This window comes from Bartonella sp. DB5-6 (assembly GCF_000278115.1).
Classification (GTDB): Bacteria; Pseudomonadota; Alphaproteobacteria; order Rhizobiales; family Rhizobiaceae; genus Bartonella; species Bartonella refiksaydamii.
Map to the genome: position 1 here is coordinate 1,993 of NZ_JH725122.1, position 4,121 is coordinate 6,113.

Here is a 4,121-nt window from a genome sequence, read left to right on the forward strand (position 1 = left end):
AAAATTAAAACCGCGGTGTATAGCACGTAGGCATAGTTTAAAAACATTATTTAGCTTTCTTGTTAGCAGCGTATTCATGACGAGCAAGTTGGTACTGTATGTTGGCAATTAATCTCTCATTGGCTTCTTTTACAATAGAACTTGCAATTTCTGGTTTGGACATCACTCCAGCAATTGATGCTCCCTCTTGTTTTGCAATAGGGAATTGATCTCCATCCGCTCTTTGAAACACATTGTTTCCCATCTTTAATGTAACACGCTTAGGAAATTTTCCCCCGCAAATAAAAGCATGGGGTAAGATTTCTTTTTTCCCAAACATTTTGTAAGTTACACCCTGTTTTGTTTCTTGTGCTTGAAAAAATTTAAGAGGTATCGGTGTTCCAGAACCAATGATATCTGTCTCAAGAAACTTTGCTGTAGCCTTTCCTTTAATATAAACGCCTTTTTTGACACGCTTTGGTTTGGCAGATGTAACATCGGCAATTTGTTTTTCTGCAAAGCGTTCGACTTGTTTTGCTGCGGTGTTTACAGCATTACGCAAAGCCCAATTAAGGCGTGGTGCTTGAAGACTGGTGAAGGTATCCTTCACCTGTTGAAGATACCATTTTTGGTGGATGATTAACTTCAACTTCTAAGCCTTTTTTGGGGTAGGTGTTGATGACTTAGAAACTTTAGATTCTTTTGGTTTTTCGAGTGGAATTTCCTCGGCTGCTGGTTCAGATGATGTTTGTACGGCTTCTTTTTCTATCTGCTTAATCTGTTCAACTGCCTTTTCAGGTTTTGTTGTTGTTTTAACGTCAACAAAAAGTTTTGCCGCATTGGCACGTTTGAGACGTGCGTAGACTTGATTGGAAACTTCAACAAATGGAATATTTGCTGTCGATGGTTCAAAACGAATAGTTCTTTTATTGTCGCCAACCACACACATTGGCTTAGTGATGACAGCTTTCATAGTCACTCCTTTTGAGGCATAATTGAGGCATAATTAATGACATCACCTGTCAATTAATGATTTTTGTTATTTGAAAAATGGATTAGCTAGAATTCCCTAGAAAACAGGGCTTTCTAGCGATATTAAAGGCTTGATATTTTACTAAATTTTAGGGGATATTTTTGAATTTTGGACACAAAAAAGCTAGTGCAGTGACGTTATTAAATACGATTTTTCACATATTGTCAACAGAAAAAATCATGATTTTGTGTTTTTTTATTTTTTTTACCTAAATCTGGTGTTTTAAAAAACAAAAAGGTATGTATTGACACAGCCAAAAAAGAAGAAAATCTAAATATTAAGCTCGTGACGCGCTGCTGTTGCCAAAAAAGCAGATCTTGTTAAACCTCTTTCTTGTGCACAATCATCAATTGCACGCAAAAGCCCTCTTTCAATAGATATATTCGTACGTACCACTTCTGCATCATTTTCAATAAAGGGGACTTGTATTAAAAAAGCTCCTTCTGCCAAAGCTGTTTTGACAGATCCCCGTTGTATGACTTCTTCAAATTTTGAAGGAATAGGCACTATATCTATATCTTCACAATAAAGTTGAAGTGCTTCTGTTGCATTTGCGATTAAATTTTCTTCCTCATCAGCAGCAGAAAAAAGCCCCTCAAAATCAGGAAACTGAACACCAAAAGCAGAATCTTCATCTTTATGAACAAGAGCAAAAAATCTTTTCATTTTTCTTCTCCTTTTTTTAACCAACCTGCTTGTTGTGCGATAGAACGTGCTGTACCAATCGGAAGATTTTTTTTAGGATGTGGAACAATAACAACCTTACCATCTTTTTTTAATTTATGATGAGAACCTTTTACTTTGACAAGTTCAAAGCCATCACGCTTTAATTTTGCAATGATTTTTCGGCTATCTTGTTCCATTACCTAAACTCATAATGTGTAAATACATACACATTTTAATGATTTTTCATCTGATGTCAATTTTTTTTAACGGCTAAAGTGCTTATGAAGCGCATTAAGAGCAATACGCAATGAAAGCACAAGATGTGGTAGTGATTGATCTTCTATAACAAGATACTGTAATGCGGCATGAAGGTTATATTGACGGTGTAAACACTGCGCTTCTTAAACAACACCTTTTACAGCTACAAGATGTTCTGTTGCTATCTGTACCCATTTCTCTCTTGCTCTGTTATCAGAAGTTGTAGGCATTTCATCATAAATAGCGCTAGGCAAGGCTTTTGCACATAGGTAATTATTTTTCACTTCAAGGTATTTTTGTGCCGCATCATATTGGTCTTGATTAAGTTCGCCTTGCAAATAAAGTCGCCCGATATAACTACCGGAGAGCGGATTTTTGGCATCTTCTATGGTCAAACCAAAGCGTTTTGCACGCATTTCAATTGCCAATTTATCCATGGGTTCACGTGGTGTTTTTGCTCTTGAGATGCGTCCATTTGGTTCTCTGATACATCCTTTAATCCGAGGACGACCACGTTTTGCACGTTTTTTTTCTTTTTGTCATATTTTTTTCAATCAGAATGGTATGCTATCATTATTAATGAGTGCGCTATAATCTTTAGCCCCTGAAGCGATAGCATAATTTGGGGCAGTGATGGGTGAGGGGGTAGGGGATGCCGATTGCTCTTTTTTGGCATCAAGCAAATACAACTCGCCTTTAAAGTGTGGTAAGACAATCTCTGTTGTATAACGGTCATGCCCATTTTTATCTTGCCATTTGCGTGTCTGTAATTTGCCTTCTATGTAAACCTTTGAACCTTTACTTAGATATTGAAGAGCAATTTTTGCCAAATGTGGATTAAAAATCACCACGGAATGCCATTCTGTTTTCTCTACTTTTTGATTGTTTTTTTATCTGTATAGCTCTCAGACGTTGCTATACTAAAATTGACTATCTCTGCACCAGAAGTCATTGTTTTGCTTTCGGGATTAGCACCAAGGCGCCCGATTAACATCACTTTATTTAGCATATTTGTAGCCCCATTAGATTTGCACTTTATACATGCAAAATCTTAGCATAATTTGCATATTTATTCAATTATTTCAAAAGGATATTATTGTTTTTTAACATATAAAATTATATTTAATATGCAAAAAAACATAAATAGTTCAGTGTTCATTTAAAACTCTTGATATACATACATAAATGTATTAACATAAGATATGAAAATAAGATTTGAATGGGATGAAACTAAATCAAAAAGTAATCTTAGAAAGCACCGTGTAAGTTTTGAAATTGCTGCTCGTGTTTTCGCAGAACCGTTCGCCATGGTTAAACAAGACCGTATTGAAAACGGGGAATATCGTTGGCAAACTTTGGGGCTTGTGGATGGCTTTTTACTGCTGCTCGTAGCGCATACTGTCCATGATGATAAAGATGGTATAGAAGTAATCCGTATTATTTCAGCGCGGCGAGCTAACTCGAAAGAAAGGAAACGTTATGAAGAAGAAAGTTCGTTATGAAATTGATGTAGGTAACTTATCACCTTTGACAGATAAACAGAGAGTTGAAGTTGATAAACTGGCTGCAATGCCAGACAGTGCAATTGATCATAGTGATATTCCAACACTAGATGATGCATTCTGGAAAAACGCCGTTCGCAATCCATTCTATAAACCAACCAAAACTGTCACAACAGTGCGTGTGGATTCAGACGTTCTAGCGTGGCTTAAGAGTCAAGGGAAAGGGTATCAAACGCGGATTAACGCCATTTTACGTGATGCTATGCTTCGTTCAATGCGTTAATTTTTTTCCGCTTAAAATATAGCTTAACTATCTCCCCGTCTGTGAAGACGAAGAGATGAATCATGTTTCTAAAGCTAAGCAACCTTTTTAATGGGGTGCTCCAAACTTGGTTCATAAGCTCGCAACAAAGAATCCATGCTATGCGGTAGTTTGGAAGTTCCAAAACCTGTACGAACAGCCAGAATCTTTGTCACATTTGGCGATTCCTCTTGAAGTTTTAAAATCAAAGCTTTTTCTACCATACCCATGATCTCAATCAGTGCACTGCAGTCTTTGTCTTCAATGTCTTCACAATTGACAAACTGAAACAAAGCCATCCACAAATCATATAAAAAATCGATACTGCTATTCATTGTACACCCCCAAAGATTTGTTCTCTCAAACAAGCCAATCCTCTAGA

At 36.7% G+C, this 4,121-nt stretch carries 7 protein-coding genes and 2 pseudogenes; 2 read left to right on the forward strand and 7 right to left on the reverse strand.

Going from position 1 to position 4,121, the window contains the following annotated elements; translation table 11 throughout:
* Positions 1-46: 46 nt before the first annotated feature.
* The 6 genes and pseudogenes from MCO_RS07985 to ssb form a co-directional block, all read right to left on the reverse strand.
* On the reverse strand, positions 47-628 hold the full coding sequence (locus MCO_RS07985; RefSeq protein WP_196794040.1) for a hypothetical protein: 582 nt from the start codon (positions 626-628) through the stop codon (positions 47-49).
* A 3-nt stretch (positions 629-631) separates the two neighbouring features.
* A complete protein-coding gene (locus MCO_RS07990) occupies positions 632-952 on the reverse strand; it encodes a hypothetical protein (RefSeq protein WP_007553723.1) in 321 nt (106 codons plus the stop codon).
* 330 nt (positions 953-1,282) lie between these two features.
* Positions 1,283-1,678 (reverse strand): type II toxin-antitoxin system HicB family antitoxin, encoded by a 396-nt coding sequence (locus tag MCO_RS07995; RefSeq protein WP_007553725.1) that lies wholly within the window; start codon positions 1,676-1,678, stop codon positions 1,283-1,285.
* Positions 1,675-1,875: a type II toxin-antitoxin system HicA family toxin gene (locus tag MCO_RS08000; RefSeq protein ID WP_007553727.1), complete on the reverse strand. Its 201-nt coding sequence runs from the start codon at positions 1,873-1,875 to the stop codon at positions 1,675-1,677. The genes MCO_RS07995 and MCO_RS08000 overlap by 4 nt, the downstream gene beginning before the upstream one ends.
* Before the next feature lie 66 nt (positions 1,876-1,941).
* A pseudogene (locus MCO_RS08005) lies at positions 1,942-2,436 on the reverse strand (hypothetical protein).
* A gap of 54 nt (positions 2,437-2,490) precedes the next feature.
* Positions 2,491-2,945 (reverse strand): annotated as a pseudogene (ssb, locus tag MCO_RS08010) (single-stranded DNA-binding protein).
* A gap of 193 nt (positions 2,946-3,138) precedes the next feature.
* Between ssb and MCO_RS08015 the strand changes: the two are divergent.
* Positions 3,139-3,438, forward strand: coding sequence for a BrnT family toxin (locus MCO_RS08015; RefSeq protein ID WP_007553742.1), 300 nt, complete (start codon positions 3,139-3,141; stop codon positions 3,436-3,438).
* Positions 3,416-3,721, forward strand: coding sequence for a BrnA antitoxin family protein (locus MCO_RS08020; RefSeq protein WP_007553744.1), 306 nt, complete (start codon positions 3,416-3,418; stop codon positions 3,719-3,721). The genes MCO_RS08015 and MCO_RS08020 overlap by 23 nt, the downstream gene beginning before the upstream one ends.
* A 74-nt stretch (positions 3,722-3,795) precedes the next feature.
* On the opposite strand, the gene MCO_RS08025 is transcribed toward MCO_RS08020, so the two are convergent.
* The gene (locus MCO_RS08025; RefSeq protein WP_007553746.1) at positions 3,796-4,074 is read right to left on the reverse strand and encodes a hypothetical protein; all 279 of its coding nucleotides are present in this window, start codon (positions 4,072-4,074) and stop codon (positions 3,796-3,798) included.
* Positions 4,075-4,121: the final 47 nt, after the last annotated feature.

Coding starts and splice junctions, on each gene's coding strand:
- MCO_RS07990 (WP_007553723.1), bottom strand. CDS start 952: ATGAAAGCTGTCATCACTAAGCCAATGTGTGTGGTTGGCGACAATAAA.
- MCO_RS07995 (WP_007553725.1), bottom strand. CDS start 1,678: ATGAAAAGATTTTTTGCTCTTGTTCATAAAGATGAAGATTCTGCTTTT.
- MCO_RS08000 (WP_007553727.1), bottom strand. CDS start 1,875: ATGGAACAAGATAGCCGAAAAATCATTGCAAAATTAAAGCGTGATGGC.
- MCO_RS08015 (WP_007553742.1), top strand. CDS start 3,139: ATGAAAATAAGATTTGAATGGGATGAAACTAAATCAAAAAGTAATCTT.
- MCO_RS08020 (WP_007553744.1), top strand. CDS start 3,416: ATGAAGAAGAAAGTTCGTTATGAAATTGATGTAGGTAACTTATCACCT.
- MCO_RS08025 (WP_007553746.1), bottom strand. CDS start 4,074: ATGAATAGCAGTATCGATTTTTTATATGATTTGTGGATGGCTTTGTTT.